Origin of the sequence: Streptomyces sp. URMC 127 (genome assembly GCF_051386535.1) — a bacterium.
Lineage (GTDB): Bacteria > Actinomycetota > Actinomycetes > Streptomycetales > Streptomycetaceae > Streptomyces.
The window spans coordinates 1-14,642 of the sequence record NZ_JBPQTW010000016.1 but is presented as its reverse complement, the minus strand read 5'-3'; the positions used below and the strand labels follow the sequence as shown (position 1 = coordinate 14,642).

Here is a 14,642-nt window from a genome sequence, read left to right as displayed (position 1 = left end):
TGGTCGACGAGTCCCGCAAGCCGGCGGGATTGCCACCAGTCTACCGGTAGCGCTGACATGAATGGGGGTTTGGCGGTGCCTGAGCCTGCACGTGCCGCCCTGAACCGGCATCAGCCGACTCCCTATATGCGCCCCCGGGCTCCGAGAGGCTCACAGCGGCACTCAGCGCTTCGGGCTGTCAACCGCCCGCTACCGTGAGCGGGGTCTCAGCGCCGGCTCACCCGTCCCGTGGGTCGACCCGTGTCCCGCACCCCTCCGCGGCCGGCTCCGCGATCAGCCGTACGTGTCCCCCGGGCCCGTGCTGCCGGGCGCGCGCAGCGAGCCGTAGCGGCGGCCGGGACCGCCCGGGCCCAGCACCTTGATCGCCCGTACGGTGCCCTGCCCGAGGTCGTCGTTGAGCCGGGCGACGAGCTGCGACGCCATCAGGCGCAGCTGCGTCGCCCACGCCGTCGAGTCGCACTGCACCGTCAGGACGTGCGAGTCCTCGTCGAAGCCCTGCGGGGTGCAGTGCAGGGCCAGCGCGTCGCCCACGATCTGCGGCCAGCGGCCCATCACCCCGCCCACCGCCGCGGGCTTCTCCCAGCCCCGCTCGGTGATCAGCCGGTTGATGGCGGCGCCCAGCGGCAGCGGGTCGCGGCCGTCGGCGCGCGCACCGGAGCGCAGCCCGCCGCCGCGGCGGGCCTGCTTCTTCTGCTGGGCCGCCGCGCCCCGCGCCCGCGCCTGCTCCTTGGCCGCGCGCAGCGCGACCCGCGCCAGGTCCACGCCGGAGGGCTCGGGCGGCTTCGGGTGCTCGGAGGGTGCGGGGGGCGTGTTCATACGCGCTCGACCTTGCCGCCGGAAACCGCGTACCGGGCCCCGGTGAGGACCTCCGGCACGTCGTCGTCCACCGCCGCGGTGACCAGCACCTGCTCGCCGTGGGCCACCAGCTCCGCCAGCCGCTCCCGGCGCCGGGCGTCCAGCTCGGCGAAGACGTCGTCCAGGACGAGCACCGGCTCGTTGCCCTCGGAGCGCAGCAGCTCGTACGAGGCCAGGCGCAGCGCCAGCGCGTACGACCAGGACTCGCCGTGGCTCGCGTAGCCCTTGGCCGGCAGCTGCCCGAGCCGGAGAAGGAGGTCGTCGCGGTGCGGGCCGACCAGCGTCACGCCCCGCTCGATCTCCTGCTTGCGGGCCTCGGCGAGCGCCGCGAGCAGCGCCTCGTAGAGCTCCTCGCGGGTGTGGGCGCCCTCGGCGCCGGCCGGTCCGCGGTAGTCGAAGGCGACCGGGCCGCCGCCGGGGGCCAGCTGCTCGTAGGCCTTGTCGGCCAGCGGGCGCAGGGCGCCGATCAGGTCCAGCCGCCGGGCCAGCAGCTCGGCTCCGGCCCGGGCCAGGTGCTGGTCCCAGATGTCGAGCGTGGACAAGTCCAGGCCGCGGCCGCCGTGGCGGCGTGCCATCGCCGCGCTCTTGAGGAGGGTGTTGCGCTGCTTGAGGACCCGCTCGTAGTCGGAGCGGACGCCCGCCATGCGCGGGGTGCGCGCGGTGATCAGCTCGTCCAGGAAGCGGCGGCGCTCGCCGGGATCGCCCTTGACGAGGGCCAGGTCCTCGGGGGCGAACAGCACGGTGCGCACGATGCCGAGCACGTCACGCGGTCTGACCTGGGACGATCTATTGATCCGGGCCCGGTTGGCGCGGCCCGGGTTGAGCTCCAGCTCGATCAGCTGCTGCCGCTCGCCCTGGACCACCGCGGCCCGTATCACGGCGCGCTCGGCGCCCATCCGGACCAGCGGGGCGTCGGAGGAGACCCGGTGGCTGCCGAGGGTGGCCAGATAGCCGATCGCCTCGACGAGGTTGGTCTTCCCCTGGCCGTTCGGGCCCACGAACGCCGTGACGCCCGGGTCGAGGGAGACCTCGGCCCGGGCGTACGAACGGAAGTCGGCCAGCGACAGATGCGTGACATGCATGGTGCGCCGACCTCTTCCGCTGTTACTGCTGATACTGCAGGTGCTGCTGTGGTGTGGGGTGTTACTTGCTCTCGACGGCGTGGCCGCCGAACTGGTTGCGCAGCGCGGCGATCATCTTCATCTGCGGCGAGTCGTCCTGCCGGGAGGCGAAGCGCGCGAAGAGCGAAGCGGTGATCGCGGGCAGCGGCACGGCGTTGTCGATCGCGGCCTCGACCGTCCAGCGGCCCTCGCCGGAGTCGGCGGCGTAACCGCGCAGCTTGTCGAGGTGCTCGTCCTCGTCCAGGGCGTTGACGGCCAGGTCGAGCAGCCAGGAGCGGATGACCGTGCCCTCCTGCCAGGAGCGGAAGACCTCGCGCACGTCGGTGACGGAGTCGACCTTCTCCAGCAGCTCCCAGCCCTCGGCGTAGGCCTGCATCATGGCGTACTCGATGCCGTTGTGGACCATCTTGGCGAAGTGGCCGGCACCGACCTTGCCCGCGTGCACCGCGCCGAAGTCGCCCGCGGGCTTGAGGGCGTCGAAGACCGGCTGGACGCGGGCGACGTTCGCCGGGTCACCGCCGTACATCAGGGCGTAGCCGTTCTCCAGGCCCCAGACGCCGCCGGAGACGCCGCAGTCGACGAAGCCGATGCCCTTGGCACCCAGCTCCTCGGCGTGCTTCTCGTCGTCCGTCCAGCGGGAGTTGCCGCCGTCGACCACGATGTCGCCCGGGGAGAGCAGCTCGCCGAGCTCGTCGATGGTGGACTGGGTGGCGGCACCGGCCGGGACCATGACCCACACGACGCGCGGGCCCTGGAGGGAGTCGACGAGCTCCTTGAGGCTGCCGACGTCCGCGAGGTCAGGGTTGCGGTCGTATCCGATGACGGTGTGGCCGGCGCGGCGGATGCGCTCGCGCATGTTGCCGCCCATCTTGCCGAGACCGACGAGACCGAGCTCCATGGGTGATCCTCTATGCCTTGAGTGGGTTCGTACCTGGGTCCGAGCCTACGCCGGGGAGGCGCTGCACACCTGTGGGGATACGGCGCTCAAAGGGTCACGGAGGTGCCGCTCCGCGGCTCCGCCGCGCGGGCGCGACCGGCCGCCGACGGCTCGCGGCCGGATGACCGGCCGCGAGCCCTTCGCCGTCATCCTCAGCCGGACAGGCGAACCGGCATGATCAGGTACTTGTACGCGTCGTCCGCCTCGGCGTCGAGCGCCGGCTTGCCGCTGAGCAGCGCCGGCTTCGTGGACGTCGTGAAGGATAGCTGCGCGACCGGCGAGTCGATCGCCGACAGGCCCTCCAGCAGGAAGCCGGGGTTGAAGGCGATCGAGATGTCGTCGCCGTCGAGCTGGGCGTCCACCCGCTCCACAGCCTGTGCATCGTCGCTGGAGCCGGCCTCCAGGATCAGCACGCCCTGCTCGAAGCTCAGCCGCACCGGGGTGTTCCGCTCGGCGACGAGCGCCACGCGCTTGACGGCCTCGACGAACGGGGCGGTCTCGATGACGGCGACCGAGTTGAACTCGGTGGGGAAGAGCGTGCGGTACTTCGGCAGGTCGCCTTCAAGGAGGCGGGTGGTCGTGCGGCGGCCGGCGCCCTCGAAGCCGATCAGGCCCTCGCCCGCGCCGGAGCCGGCCAGGGCCAGCGCCACGGTGTCACCGCCGCTGAGGGACTTGGCGGTGTCCAGCAGGGTCTTGGCGGGGACCAGGGCGACCGCGGAGATGTCCGGGGTCTCGGGCTTCCACATGAACTCGCGGACCGCGAAGCGGTAGCGGTCGGTGGAGGCCAGGGTGACGGTGTCGCCCTCGATCTCGATGCGCACACCGGTGAGCACCGGCAGCGTGTCGTCACGGCCGGCGGCGATGGCGACCTGCGCGGCGGCGGCGGCGAAGACCTCGGCCGGGACGGTGCCCGTGGCGGTGGGCATCTGCGGCAGGGCCGGGTACTCCTCCACAGGCAGGGTGTGGAGTGTGAATCGCGAGGAGCCGCAGACCACGGTGACGCGCACACCGTCGGTGGAGATTTCCACAGGCCTGTTGGGAAGTGCGCGGCAGATGTCGGCGAGGAGGCGGCCGGAGACGAGGACGGTGCCGTCCTCCTCCACATCGGCGTCGACCGAGACGCGGGCGGAGACCTCGTAGTCGAAGCCGGACAGGCTCAGGGAGCCGTCCTCGGCCTTCAGCAGCAGGCCCGCGAGGACGGGCACCGGCGGACGGGCCGGGAGGCTGCGGGCCGCCCAGGCCACTGCCTCCGCGAGTACATCGCGCTCCACCCGGATCTTCACCGGAACCGCCTCCTGCTTGTTGCTGGCTCGCCCTGCTGGCTTCTTCGTCGGCTGCTTGCCGGAGACCAGTCTGACGCACGCCGCTGACAGCTGGTGCGTCTCGGGGTCAAGTCGGGTCGGAGGGCGTGGCGCGGCCCGCGGCCGAGTTGTGCACAGGACCCACTTCGAAACGAGTTCCCCGCTTGATCTCTGTGGTCGTAGTAGTAGGGCCTGTGGAAACCGTGGAAAACCCTCTTCGCGCAGGTCAGCGCCGGTTTTTTGTCCACCGGGCCTGTGGGCGGGGGCAGTGGATAAGCGGGGTGGTCTGTGGACCGCGGAAAGTTCTGCACAGGCGGTGCACAGGCAGGGCGCACTTCTCCCCAGGCCTGTCCCCAGGTTTACCCAGGTTCCCCACAGCCCAATCCGGCACCTTGGTGTGACGCCTTTCACTCGGTGCGGTGAGTCCGGGCGTTTCGTTGCCGAACAGTGGACAGGGGTGTGGAAAGACTGTGTACAACATCCACTCCCCTGTGGGCGACCGGTGGACAACGCCGAAGGGGCCTTGTGGGTGATTAGTCTGTCCACAGCCTGTGGAAGACCGTCAGCCACAAATCCACACGCCCGTGACCTCGCCTGATGGGCTATCAACAGCCTGCGCTGTGGACGGCGTATGGACAACTTCGCAGCCCACAGGGTGTGGACGGCCGGTCGGCAGGGAATCTGTGGAGAACCCCCGGTACGCGGCGCGAATTCGAACAGAGCCGTCCACGGCTGTGGACGCCGGATGACGCCGGATGCGGCCGGCCGACCGCCGCGGGCGGCCCCAGGACCGCGAAAGCGGGCCGTCGCGACGGCTCCAGGACCGCGAAAGCAGACGCCGCAACCGGCCCCAGGACCGCGAAAAGGGCGCTCCGGGAAGCCTCCCGGAGCGCCCTCGGGCGTCCTGTGCGGTGTCCTCAGCCGTTCTTGATGCGGTTGGTCAGCTCGGTCACCTGGTTGTAGATGGAGCGCCGCTCGGCCATCAGCGCGCGGATCTTCCGGTCCGCGTGCATGACGGTCGTGTGGTCCCGCCCGCCGAACTGCGCACCGATCTTCGGCAGCGACAGGTCCGTGAGCTCGCGGCAGAGGTACATGGCGATCTGCCGGGCCGTCACCAGCACGCGGCTGCGCGAGGCCCCGCACAGGTCCTCGACGGTGTGCCCGAAGTAGTCGGCGGTCGCGGCCATGATGGCCGGCGCCGTGATCTCCGGCGAGGCGTCCTCGCCGCCCGGGATCAGGTCCTTGAGGACGATCTCGGTCAGGCCCAGGTCCACCGGCTGCCGGTTCAGGCTCGCGAAGGCCGTCACCCGGATCAGCGCGCCCTCCAGCTCGCGGATGTTGCGCGAGATGCGGGAGGCGATGAACTCCAGGACCTCCGGCGGGGCGTTGAGCTGCTCCTGGACCGCCTTCTTGCGCAGGATCGCGATACGGGTCTCCAGCTCGGGCGGCTGGACGTCCGTGATGAGGCCCCACTCGAAGCGGTTGCGGAGCCGGTCCTCCAGGGTCACCAGCTGCTTGGGCGGCCGGTCCGAGGACAGCACGATCTGCTTGTTGGCGTTGTGGAGGGTGTTGAAGGTGTGGAAGAACTCCTCCTGCGTCGACTCCTTGCTCGCGAGGAACTGGATGTCGTCGACCAGCAGGATGTCCATGTCGCGGTAGCGCTTGCGGAACGCGTCCGCCTTGCCGTCGCGGATGGAGTTGATGAACTCGTTGGTGAACTCCTCGGAGCTCACGTAGCGCACGCGCGTGCCGGGGTAGAGGCTGCGCGCGTAGTGCCCGATGGCGTGCAGCAGGTGGGTCTTCCCCAGCCCCGACTCGCCGTAGATGAAGAGGGGGTTGTACGCCTTCGCCGGAGCCTCGGCCACCGCGACCGCGGCGGCGTGCGCGAAGCGGTTGGAGGCACCGATCACGAACGTGTCGAAGAGGTACTTCGGGTTCAGGCGGGCGGTCGGCTCACCCGGGCCCGGCGCCGGGGACGGCTTCGCCGCGAGCGGGCCGGGGGCGCCGCCGGACGAGGGCCGGTCGGGGCGCTCGCCGCCGCGCGGGTGGCTCTCCGGCAGCTCCCGGCCGGGCACGTCCCGGCCGGGGCCCTCGCGGCCCGGCACGTCGTGGCGCTGCTGCTCGTACGGCATGCGCTCGGACGGCTGCGTGCGGTAGTCGGAGCCCTGGGGCTCGTAGCCGCCGGAGTGCTGCGTGGCGTACGGATCGCGTTCGCCCTCGGCGAAGCCGGCAAGACGCTGCTGCTGCCAGCCGTAGTCGCCCCGGTCGCCCGGGGGCGGCACCGGGGGGCCCGAGGGGGCCGAGTGGCGCGGCCACGCACCGGGCTCGGGGCGCTGCTGCTGGTAGTCGGGGTAGGCGGGGCGCACGGACGGCAGCTCGTCGGCCCCGGCCTGGCGGCCGTAGCTCTCGCGGCCCTCGTAGGCGCCGTTGTCGAAGCTCTCGTAGCCGTCCCGGGACTCGTAGGCGTCGCGGCCCTGGCCGCCGCCGCGGCCCGGCTCCTCGTAGCGGGACTGCTGCGGGGCCTGCGGGCGCTCGGCCGGGGGCTCGCCCGCGGAGTCGTCGACCGTGATCGCGATCCGGATGGGGCGGCCGCACTCGCGGCTGAGCGCGTCGCTGACGAGCGGCGCGAGCCGGCCCTCCAGCACGCCCTTGGCGAATTCGTTGGGCACGGCCAGCAGGGCGGTGTCCGCGACCAGGGCCAGCGGCTGGCACCGCTTGATCCAGTGCTCGTCCTTGGTCTCGACGCCCTGGCCGCGCTTGTCCCGGCCCTCGCCGAGGAGCTGGTCGAGCACGCGCGGCCACACTGCGGCAAGATCGGCAGGCAGGTCAGCCACGAGGCACGCTCTCTCGGTTACTGGGGGCGCCCCGTGAGTCCCACGAATGTGTGGTTCTCGGGACGGGCGGGAAGGATTCGGAGTTCAGCCACGGTAGTCAGCCCGCGGTGCGTGGTTCAAGTCGTTGTCCACAGGGTGTGTACAAATGTGCCATGGCGCGAGCCGTGTCGTCCCACCGGCCCGCGGCGGGCTACGGTTGTCCCTGGTGCGCTGCCGGTTTGACCGAATGGCGTAGCCGCGCGTACCGTGACCAGGTCGAGTTGTCGATGGCTGCTGCCGCCTGCCTCCGATGGGCAAAGATCGCGTCGAATCTGTACGTGGTCAAGAAGCGGTGCACTCGGGCGTTGCGAGCTTCTCGTGGGCGCACGGTGACAGCCAGGCGATGTCCCGCCACCACCGATTCATTTCTGGAGCCCCCGAGTGAGCAAGCGCACCTTCCAGCCGAACAACCGCCGTCGCGCGAAGACCCACGGCTTCCGCCTGCGCATGCGCACCCGTGCCGGCCGCGCGATTCTCGCGTCCCGCCGTGGCAAGGGTCGCGCCCGCCTGTCGGCCTGAGCAGCCTGACGACCAATAGGTCCATGCCGTGCTGCCTACCGACAATCGGCTGAGGCGGCGCGAGGACTTTGCGACCGCGGTACGCCGAGGACGCAGGGCCGGCCGCCCGCTCCTCGTCGTCCATTTCCGTAGCGGTACAACGGACCCGCACACACCTGGGGAGAGTGTTCCCCCGGTGCGTGCGGGTTTCGTCGTCAGCAAGGCCGTCGGCGTCGCAGTAGTCCGCAATCTGGTGAAGCGCAGGCTTCGCCACCTGATGCGTGACCGGCTCGATCAGCTGCCCGCCGGTAGCCTGGTGGTGGTACGGGCCCTGCCCGGCTCGGGCGAGGCGGACCACGATGAGCTGGCCCGTGATCTTGACACCGCACTGCAGCGGCTGTTGGGAGGGGCGCCGCGCCGTTCCGATCCCCCCGGGGAGACCCCCAGGGACCTTGGCCCCAGCCAAGGAGGGAGCGCACGGTGAAGTATCCGCTGCTGTGGTTGATCAAGCTCTACCAGTGGACCATCAGCCCGCTCCTGGGCCCGGTCTGCAAGTACTACCCGTCGTGCTCGCACTACGGGTACACCGCCATTGACGTGCACGGCGCGGTCAAGGGAACGGCGCTGACGGCCTGGCGCATCCTGCGCTGCAATCCGTGGTCGCTCGGTGGCGTCGACCACGTTCCTCCCCGGAAGCGTCCGGTCTGGCACCAGCGGCTGAGGAGCCGACTGGGCGGGCACCCCCTCGCGGGGCCCGCCGCACAGCCCGAGACTCAGCCCAACGCCCAAGGAGCCTGATTCGTGGACACGATCCTCGGTCCCCTCTATTACGCAGTTTCCTGGATCATCGTCCAGTTTCATTCGCTGTACAGCCTTGTCTTCGACAAGAACAGCGGCTGGGCGTGGGGGCTGTCCATCGTCTCCCTCGTGGTCCTGATCCGCATCTGCCTGATCCCGCTCTTCGTGAAGCAGATCAAGGCGACGCGGAACATGCAGGCGCTCCAGCCCAAGATGAAGGCGATCCAGGAGCGCTACAAGAGCGACAAGCAGCGCCAGTCCGAAGAGATGATGAAGCTCTACAAGGAGACGGGCACCAACCCTCTCTCGAGCTGTCTCCCGATCCTGGCCCAGTCGCCCTTCTTCATCTCGCTGTACCAGGTCCTGAACCACATCGCCCAGGGCAAGACGGTCGGCTTCATCGACCAGGAGCTGCTGGCCAGCGCCCGTGAGGCGCACATCTTCGGCGCCCCGCTGTCGGTGAAGTTCCTCGACTCCGCCTCCAAGGTGGAGAGCCTCAGCGCCACGCTGACCGACGTCCGCGTCGTCACGATCATCATGATCGTCCTGATGTCGCTGTCGCAGTTCTACACGCAGCGCCAGCTGATGACGAAGAACGTCGACCTCACGGTGAAGACGCCGTTCATGCAGCAGCAGAAGATGCTGATGTACGTGTTCCCCGTGATCTTCGCGGTCATCGGCATCAACGTCCCCGTGGGTGTGCTCCTGTACTGGCTGACCACCAACGTGTGGACCCTGGGCCAGCAGATGTTCGTCATCCGCCGCAACCCCACCCCGGGCAGCCTCGCCTTCAAGCAGCGCCAGGAGCGCCTGCGGGCCAAGGGCAAGCTCAAGGAGGACCCGGCCGAGGTCGAGGCGCGCCAGGCCGCCGAGGCCGCCCGTGCCAAGCGTCAGCAGCCCAAGCGCCAGACCAAGGCCAAGCGCCAGGTGGCCGGCTCCACGGCCGCTGCCACGGGCGAGCAGCAGCCGTCGCTGGAGAAGAAGCAGGGCGACGGGGGCGGAGCGGACGCCAAGGCCGCCGGCGGCACCAAGGACGCCAAGGCGGGCGGCAAGCCCGGGCAGCGCAAGAGCGGCGGCCCGCAGCGGCCCAAGCACCCCTCCAAGAAGTGATGAAGGAGTCCACCGTGACCGACACGCAGCGCCAGACCAGCGGTGTTGCCGCCGAGGGCACCGACACCCTGTCCCGCCTGGAGCAGGAGGGCGAGATCGCGGCCGACTACCTCGAGGGTCTGCTCGACATCGCCGACCTCGACGGCGACATCGACATGGACGTCGAGGCCGACCGCGCCGCGGTGTCGATCATCAGCGACTCGACCAGCCGTGACCTGCAGAAGCTCGTCGGCCGTGACGGCGAGGTGCTGGAGGCGCTCCAGGAGCTCACCCGGCTGGCCGTGAACCGGGAGACCGGCGACCGCAGCCGGCTCATGCTGGATATCGCCGGCTTCCGCGCCCGCAAGCGCGAGGAGCTGGCGAAGGTCGGCGCCCGGGCGGCCGCCGAGGCCCGCAGCACCGGCAGCCCGGTCAAGCTGGACCCGATGACGCCCTTCGAGCGCAAGGTCGTCCACGACGCCGTGGCCGCCGCGGGTCTGCGCAGCGAGTCCGAGGGCGAGGAGCCGCAGCGCTTCGTCGTCGTCCTCCCGGCCTGAGGCGTCCCCCCGGCTTTCCCGATCCCACTTCTAGGTGTGTCCGGCCCCGTCTGCTCGCAGGCGGGGCCGATCCTTGTCAGCCTGATATTCAGACTCTGATTTTCAGTGATTCTCAGAGAGACGTCGTACGGAAGGACGGTTTCCCGTGGATGAGGCAGCGGAGCTCCCCCCGGCGCCCCCGGAGGCACGGGAGGTATTCGGTGACCGCCTGCCGGAGGCCGTTCGGTACGCCGAGGTGCTCGCGGACGCGGGCGTGCGGCGTGGTCTCATCGGTCCCCGCGAGGTTCCGCGGCTGTGGGAACGGCACCTGCTGAACTGTGCGGTGCTCGCCGAGGCCGTCCCGGACGGCGTCTCCGTGTGCGACGTGGGCTCCGGAGCGGGCCTGCCCGGCATCCCGCTGGCCCTGGTCCGCCCGGACCTCCAGATCACCCTCCTGGAGCCGCTGCTGCGCCGTACGACGTTCCTGCAGGAGGTCGTCGAGCTGCTGGGCCTGGACCACGTCACGGTCGTCCGTGGCCGCGCCGAGGAGATGCTCGGCAAGGTGCAGCCGGTGCACGTCGTCACCGCCCGCGCCGTGGCTCCGCTGGACCGGCTCGCGGGCTGGGGCGTGCCCCTGCTGCGTCCGTACGGCGAGATGCTCGCCCTCAAGGGCGACACCGCGGAGGAGGAGCTGAAGGGGGCCCGTGCGGCGCTCAGCAAGCTCGGCGTCGTCCGGACCTCGATCCTTCAGGTCGGCGAGGGCATCGTGGACCCGCTGTCCACGGTGGTCCGGGTCGAGGTGGGGGAGAGCCCGGGCGGTGTGCGCTTCGCCGCCAAGCGGGCCAAGGCGGCGGGCCGCTCGCGCCGTCGGCGCTGAGCGCCGGACTCACCCCTCCGGAGCAGCACGATGCTCCATACAACCTGCCAAACCTACCCGTAGCGGAGTGTCGTCATCGCGGCGCAGAGCGTGCGCTGCATCGTGTTTCACGTGAAACGACGCTCCTTGCTGCAGGGAATCATCGACCGGGGCCGCGCGGCCGTACCGCGCGGCCAGCGGACGGCCGAGCGCGCCGGTGACCCCGGTGTATCCACAGGAACGCTGGATTCATCCACAGGAGAACGGGCCTCGCTGGTTCACAGCCCCGAAAGCATGGCAGGCTCTGTCCATTGCGAGCCTGATGTCGAGGAGAGTGAATCCTTGCGGTCCGACGCCAATATCGCGGGGCCGATGGCCGACCCGGTCCCCGGTCCCCGCCCCGCCGACCCCCAACCGTTGGCTGATCCCGGGTCCCTGCCCGTGGGGGGCGAGCTCGTTTCCAGCTCGGTTTCACGTGAAACGCCGCCCCCGATGCCCAGGCCGGAGCAGACCCGGGTGATGGTGGTCGCCAACCAGAAGGGCGGCGTGGGCAAGACCACCACGACCGTGAACCTGGCGGCCTCGCTGGCGCTGCACGGCAACCGTGTCCTGGTCATCGACCTCGACCCCCAGGGCAACGCCTCCACGGCGCTGGGCATCGACCACCACGCCGAGGTCCCGTCGATCTACGACGTCCTGGTGGACAACAAGAAGCTCGCCGATGTGGTGCAGCCGGTTGTCGACGTGGAGGGCCTCTTCTGTGCGCCCGCCACGATCGACCTGGCGGGTGCGGAGATCGAGCTGGTGTCGCTCGTCGCCCGCGAGAGCCGGCTCGACCGTGCGATCAAGGCCTATGAGCAGCCGCTGGACTACATCCTCATCGACTGCCCGCCCTCGCTCGGCCTGCTGACGGTGAACGCACTGGTCGCCGGCGCCGAGGTGCTGATCCCCATCCAGTGCGAGTACTACGCCCTGGAGGGTCTCGGCCAGCTGCTGCGCAACGTCGAGCTGGTGCGGGGGCACCTCAACCCCAAGCTCCATGTCTCGACGATCCTCCTGACGATGTACGACGGCCGGACCCGGCTGGCCTCCCAGGTGGCCGAGGAGGTGCGCACGCACTTCGGCCACGAGGTGCTGCGGACCAGCATTCCCCGCTCCGTCCGCATCTCGGAGGCGCCGAGCTACGGGCAGACGGTGCTGACGTACGACCCGGGCTCCAGCGGAGCGCTCTCCTATCTGGAGGCAGCCCGGGAGATCGCACTGCGGGGGGTGGGCGTACGTTACGACGGCAGTAGGGCTCACCTGGTGGGCCGCCAACAACAGCAAGACCAGCACAGCATGTCGGAGGGGCTGCAGTGAGCGATCGACGTAGAGGACTGGGCCGTGGGCTCGGTGCCCTGATTCCAGCGGCGCCGAAGGCATCGGAGGGCGCCGGCCCGGCCGTGGGGCCGGGTGCCACGTCCCCCGCCGCGGTGCCGGTTCTCACGCCGGAGCGGGGGGTGGCGGCGGCCAAGGTGACGCCGCTGCCGGTGAAGGACGTCGCCGTTTCACGTGAAACGGGTGCGGAGGAGCTCCGGGAAGCGGAGCTCCGGGAAGCCGGGGCCTACTTCGCGGAGCTGCCGCTGGACGCGATCACGCCCAACCCGCGGCAGCCCAGGGACCATTTCGATCCGGATGCCCTGGCCGAGCTGGTCCACTCCATCCGCGAGGTGGGCCTGCTCCAGCCCGTGGTCGTACGGCGCACGGGTCCCGAGCGCTACGAGCTCATCATGGGCGAGCGCCGCTGGCGGGCCTGCCGCGAGGCCGGCCTGAAGGCCATCCCGGCCATCGTCCGGGCGACCGAGGACGAGAAGCTCCTCCTCGACGCCCTCCTGGAGAACCTGCACCGTGCGCAGCTGAACCCCCTTGAGGAGGCTGCTGCCTACGACCAGCTGCTCAAGGACTTCAACTGCACCCATGAGGAGCTGGCGGACCGCATCGGACGGTCGCGTTCTCTGGTGTCCAACACGCTGCGGCTGCTCAAGCTCTCTCCCGAGGTGCAGGCCAAGGTCGCGTCCGGCGTCCTGATGTCCGGCCACGCCCGGGCTCTGGTGTCGGTCGAGGACCCCGAGGAGCAGGTCGAGCTCGCCAAGCGCATCGTGGCCGAGGGGCTGTCGGTGCGCTCCGTGGAAGAGATCGTGACCCTGCTGAAGCGGGAGACGAAGGCCAAGGCCAAGAGCAAGGGCCCCCGCGCGGGCGCTCGCGTCTCCCCGGCCCTGACCGATCTGGCCACCCGGCTGTCGGACCGCTTCGAGACCCGGGTGAAGGTGGACCTGGGCCAGAAGAAGGGCAAGATCGTCGTGGAGTTCGCCTCGATGGAGGATCTGGAGCGCATCCTGGGCACGCTCGCCCCGGGCGAGGGCCGGGTCCTGGGGCAGAAGCTCTCCACCGACGACGAGGACTGAGCCGGTCCGACGGCAAAGGGCGGGTGGTGTTTCACGTGAAACACCACCCGCCCTTTGCCTTGTCGCGCTGTTCGCTCAATCCCTGCCCGGATACGATGCGTTGGGGTATGGCGCAACCACGTTGACACAGTTCGCGGAGGGGCGGGGCCATGCGATGGGTGGGCCGGACCGGACTGATGGCAACAGGCTTCGGCCTGGGAGCAGTCGGCGGATTCGTCGGCAGTCTCCTTCGGGATCGGAGCGCATTGAGCGCCTCCCGGGGTATGGCACACGAGGGAAGTGAGGAACTGGCTCCATGGGGCGTCGGCTCGTACCGCTCACGCTGGACAATCTCCCGGACCTCCCCCAGCGCTGTCGCTCCTGCGTCTTCTGGGAACTAGACCCTGTCAGCGGTGAGGCCGCGCTGAAGGCGGGCCGGCCCGAGCTGGAGAAGGAGGCCTGGATCTCCGGAGTCCTCCTGGAGTGGGGATCCTGCGGCCGTGTGGTCTATGTGGACGAGGTGCCGGTGGGCTTCGTGCTCTACGCGCCGCCCGCCTACGTACCCCGCTCCGCCGCCTTCTCCACCAGCCCCGTCGCCGCCGATGCGGTGCAGCTGATGACGGCCTGGCTCACACCCGGCTTCCAGGGCCAGGGGCTCGGCCGGGTCATGGTGCAGACCGTGGCCAAGGACGTCCTGCGCCGGGGGTTCAAGGCCATCGAAGCCTTCGCCGACGCGCGCTGGAAGGAGCCGGCCTGTGTGCTGCCGGCCGACCATCTCCTGGCGGTGGGCTTCAAGACGGTGCGCCCGCACCCCCGCTATCCGCGGCTGCGCCTGGAGCTCAGGACGGCGCTCTCCTGGAAGGAGGACGTCGAGCTGGCGCTGGACCGTCTGCTGGGGGCGGTGCAGAAGGAGCCCGCACTGAGGCCGTTGTAGCCCGCGGCGTCCTTGCGTACTCGTAAAACGCCGGGCGGCCGGTGCATGGTGCTTCCTGCTTACGCGTGGATGTGCTCGCTCAGCTCGCGCTCCAGGGCGGCCCTCGGCTTGGCGCCGACGATCGTCTGGACGACCTCGCCGTCCTTGTAGACGTTGAGGGTCGGAATCGACATCACGCCGTACTTGGCGGCGGTGGCGGGGTTCTCGTCGATGTTGAGCTTGACGATCTCGAGCTTCTCGCCGTACTGGGCCGCGATCGCCTCCAGGGAGGGGGCGATCTGGCGGCACGGGCCGCACCACTCGGCCCAGAAGTCCACCAGAACGGGCTTGTCGCTCTTGAGAACGTCCTCGTCGAAGGTCTTGTCGGTCACAGCCTTGAGAGCCACGGAGGTCTCCTTATTTTCTGCGTGGGGGGGGAGGG

General features: G+C 70.2%; 14 protein-coding genes and 1 pseudogene. 9 read left to right on the top strand and 6 right to left on the bottom strand.

What is annotated here, in order from left to right; translation table 11 throughout:
- Positions 1–273 precede the first annotated feature (273 nt).
- From ACSNOH_RS06290 to dnaA, 5 genes are all read right to left on the bottom strand, one after another.
- Complete coding sequence (locus ACSNOH_RS06290) at positions 274–816, bottom strand: DUF721 domain-containing protein (protein WP_436720189.1); 543 nt, start codon at positions 814–816, stop codon at positions 274–276.
- Positions 813–1,937, bottom strand: a complete 1,125-nt coding sequence (gene recF / locus ACSNOH_RS06285; RefSeq protein WP_436720188.1) for a DNA replication/repair protein RecF — start codon at positions 1,935–1,937, stop codon at positions 813–815. The genes ACSNOH_RS06290 and recF overlap by 4 nt, the downstream gene beginning before the upstream one ends.
- 61 nt (positions 1,938–1,998) lie before the next feature.
- Positions 1,999–2,874 (bottom strand): phosphogluconate dehydrogenase (NAD(+)-dependent, decarboxylating), encoded by an 876-nt coding sequence (gene gnd / locus ACSNOH_RS06280; protein ID WP_436720187.1) that lies wholly within the window; start codon positions 2,872–2,874, stop codon positions 1,999–2,001.
- 191 nt (positions 2,875–3,065) lie between these two features.
- On the bottom strand, positions 3,066–4,196 hold the full coding sequence (gene dnaN, locus ACSNOH_RS06275; protein WP_436720186.1) for a DNA polymerase III subunit beta: 1,131 nt from the start codon (positions 4,194–4,196) through the stop codon (positions 3,066–3,068).
- Positions 4,197–5,131: 935 nt separating this feature from the next.
- On the bottom strand, positions 5,132–7,048 hold the full coding sequence (gene dnaA / locus ACSNOH_RS06270; RefSeq protein WP_436720185.1) for a chromosomal replication initiator protein DnaA: 1,917 nt from the start codon (positions 7,046–7,048) through the stop codon (positions 5,132–5,134).
- Positions 7,049–7,468: 420 nt separating this feature from the next.
- On the opposite strand from dnaA, the gene rpmH reads away from it, so the two are divergent.
- The 9 genes and pseudogenes from rpmH (at position 7,469) to ACSNOH_RS06225 (ending at position 14,221) form a co-directional block, all read left to right on the top strand.
- Positions 7,469–7,606 carry a 50S ribosomal protein L34 gene (rpmH, locus tag ACSNOH_RS06265; RefSeq protein ID WP_003949374.1) on the top strand — a complete coding sequence of 46 codons (138 nt, stop codon included), beginning with the start codon at positions 7,469–7,471 and terminating at the stop codon, positions 7,604–7,606.
- A 28-nt stretch (positions 7,607–7,634) separates the two neighbouring features.
- Positions 7,635–8,003, top strand: a pseudogene (gene rnpA, locus ACSNOH_RS06260) (ribonuclease P protein component); the annotation flags it as partial.
- A 62-nt stretch (positions 8,004–8,065) separates the two neighbouring features.
- Positions 8,066–8,383, top strand: coding sequence for a membrane protein insertion efficiency factor YidD (yidD, locus tag ACSNOH_RS06255; RefSeq protein ID WP_436720184.1), 318 nt, complete (start codon positions 8,066–8,068; stop codon positions 8,381–8,383).
- Positions 8,384–8,386: 3 nt separating this feature from the next.
- The gene (gene yidC / locus ACSNOH_RS06250) at positions 8,387–9,493 is read left to right on the top strand and encodes a membrane protein insertase YidC (RefSeq protein ID WP_436720183.1); all 1,107 of its coding nucleotides are present in this window, start codon (positions 8,387–8,389) and stop codon (positions 9,491–9,493) included.
- A gap of 14 nt (positions 9,494–9,507) precedes the next feature.
- Positions 9,508–10,029, top strand: coding sequence for a protein jag (locus ACSNOH_RS06245; protein WP_436720182.1), 522 nt, complete (start codon positions 9,508–9,510; stop codon positions 10,027–10,029).
- Positions 10,030–10,174: 145 nt separating this feature from the next.
- Complete coding sequence (gene rsmG / locus ACSNOH_RS06240; protein WP_436720181.1) at positions 10,175–10,885, top strand: 16S rRNA (guanine(527)-N(7))-methyltransferase RsmG; 711 nt, start codon at positions 10,175–10,177, stop codon at positions 10,883–10,885.
- 273 nt (positions 10,886–11,158) lie between these two features.
- Positions 11,159–12,223, top strand: coding sequence for a ParA family protein (locus ACSNOH_RS06235; RefSeq protein WP_436720180.1), 1,065 nt, complete (start codon positions 11,159–11,161; stop codon positions 12,221–12,223).
- Complete coding sequence (locus tag ACSNOH_RS06230; RefSeq protein ID WP_436720179.1) at positions 12,220–13,308, top strand: ParB/RepB/Spo0J family partition protein; 1,089 nt, start codon at positions 12,220–12,222, stop codon at positions 13,306–13,308. Before ACSNOH_RS06235 ends, ACSNOH_RS06230 begins: the two co-directional genes overlap by 4 nt.
- Positions 13,309–13,603: 295 nt before the next feature.
- Positions 13,604–14,221, top strand: a complete 618-nt coding sequence (locus ACSNOH_RS06225; RefSeq protein ID WP_030366837.1) for a GNAT family N-acetyltransferase — start codon at positions 13,604–13,606, stop codon at positions 14,219–14,221.
- Positions 14,222–14,280: 59 nt separating this feature from the next.
- Here ACSNOH_RS06225 and trxA read toward each other — a convergent pair whose 3' ends face one another.
- Positions 14,281–14,607 carry a thioredoxin gene (gene trxA / locus ACSNOH_RS06220; RefSeq protein WP_436720178.1) on the bottom strand — a complete coding sequence of 109 codons (327 nt, stop codon included), beginning with the start codon at positions 14,605–14,607 and terminating at the stop codon, positions 14,281–14,283.
- Positions 14,608–14,642: the final 35 nt, after the last annotated feature.

Bases quoted from the DNA above. Each gene is read 5' to 3' on its own strand.
- ACSNOH_RS06290 (WP_436720189.1), bottom strand. From the start codon at position 816: ATGAACACGCCCCCCGCACCCTCCGAGCACCCGAAGCCGCCCGAGCCC.
- recF (WP_436720188.1), bottom strand. From the start codon at position 1,937: ATGCATGTCACGCATCTGTCGCTGGCCGACTTCCGTTCGTACGCCCGG.
- gnd (WP_436720187.1), bottom strand. From the start codon at position 2,874: ATGGAGCTCGGTCTCGTCGGTCTCGGCAAGATGGGCGGCAACATGCGC.
- ACSNOH_RS06235 (WP_436720180.1), top strand. From the start codon at position 11,159: ATGGCAGGCTCTGTCCATTGCGAGCCTGATGTCGAGGAGAGTGAATCC.
- ACSNOH_RS06225 (WP_030366837.1), top strand. From the start codon at position 13,604: ATGGGGCGTCGGCTCGTACCGCTCACGCTGGACAATCTCCCGGACCTC.